Annotated in this window: 2 protein-coding genes and 1 pseudogene; 1 reads left to right on the forward strand and 2 read right to left on the reverse strand. The window is 63.1% G+C overall.

The genetic code is table 11. The annotated features are described in order from the left end of the window. Positions 1–197: pseudogene (locus AC1D00_RS41360) on the forward strand (hypothetical protein); the annotation flags it as partial. A gap of 101 nt (positions 198–298) precedes the next feature. On the opposite strand, the gene AC1D00_RS41365 reads toward AC1D00_RS41360, so the two are convergent. Together AC1D00_RS41365 and kdpF are read right to left on the reverse strand one after the other, a co-directional pair. Further along, complete coding sequence (locus AC1D00_RS41365) at positions 299–712, reverse strand: VOC family protein (protein WP_271579067.1); 414 nt, start codon at positions 710–712, stop codon at positions 299–301. A gap of 35 nt (positions 713–747) precedes the next feature. Next, entirely contained in the window at positions 748–1,287 is a 540-nt protein-coding gene (kdpF, locus tag AC1D00_RS41370; RefSeq protein WP_477014672.1) for a K(+)-transporting ATPase subunit F, read from the reverse strand. Positions 1,288–1,328 lie beyond the last annotated feature (41 nt).

The raw sequence follows: 1,328 nt of genomic DNA on the forward strand, positions 1-1,328 counted from the left end.
CACCTGCACAGGAAAATCCCAACCAGGAACGGGAAAGAGTGCTCGGCACCTTGCGCCCCTACTCCGAAGCGTGGTGGGCGGTCCATGACGAAATCGAGGCGGAGAATGACAGGCAGCTCGGCACGAAGCTCGTGATCTGCCCCCGCTGCGTCCAGTCGCCGTCACCCGGCGAGGATGTGACCGGATCGGTCCGTTGAGACAGCGAGCGGCCGACCCGGCGATGGCGTGACCGTCTTGGGCGCGCCCCTCACCCGCAACAATCGAGGGAGGGGCGCCACGTATCAGGCGGTCGCGCCTGTCACATGCCTTCCGCCGGGCAGTTCACCATCCAGGGGATGCCGAACTTGTCGACGCACATGCCAAACCCCTTGGCCCAGAACGTCTTGCTGAAGGGCATGGTGACGGTGCCGCCGTCGGCGAGCGCGTTGAACTTGCGCTCGGCGTCCGCGACATCCGCGATCGTCAGCGAGATCGAGAAGCCCTGCGGCTTCTGGACATGCTCGGGCGGCGCGTCGGAGGCCATCAGCACGCTGCCGCCGGGCAGCGACATCCGCGCATGCATGATCGTCTTCTCGCGGCCGGGTGCGGCCGGCATGTCCGGCGGCGCGTCCGAGGCGCGCATCATCGCGTCGATCTTGCCGCCGAGAACCTTGGCGTAGAAGTTGAACGCCGCTTCGCAGGTGTCCTGATAAAACAGATAGGGATTGAGCATCGTTTCTCTCCTTTCCTTTCCTTGGGCAGTGAGGCTCATTTCTTCTCGGTGAGCTTCTTCAGGCTGGTGAGGCCGGCCTCGAAGTCCTTGCCGATCATGTTGTCCATGTTGATGAACACCTGCATCACCTTGGACATGAACGGCGCCGGACCRTACATCGCCCATGTGACCAGTGTAGCATCGCCTTGCGGCACAAAGGTGAACTCGGCGGTGTTGTGGCCTTCGAACGGGCGCTCGAAATCGAGCTTGATGCGGAGCTTCGACGGCGTGCTCGCCTCGAGGATCTCCATATGCCCGGCGCCGACATTATTGTTGCCGTCCCAGGCATAGGTCGCGCCCTTGCCCGACGCGGTTCTGCCGAAGATACGCTTCATGGCGGGGTCGCGATCCTCATAGGGCGACCAGGCGGTCCAGCGATGGAAATCGGCGACCAGCGGATAGATCGCATCGGCCGGCGCCTTCAGGGCGAGCGAGCGCTCGACACGGAAGGTGTCGGGTTTTGTCAATGCAAAGACGAGGACGCCCGCTAGTCCGACCGCGAGCACGATGGCGATGATGGCAATGGCTTTCAGCATGAATGGCTCCCTGGATACGGGCTAAGGACGAAGGGGATGAG

It is taken from the genome of Bradyrhizobium sp. P2_E8 (genome assembly GCF_056403875.1).

Excerpts from the sequence above, each read along its gene's own strand:
- AC1D00_RS41365 (WP_271579067.1), bottom strand. The coding sequence starts at position 712 with ATGCTCAATCCCTATCTGTTTTATCAGGACACCTGCGAAGCGGCGTTC.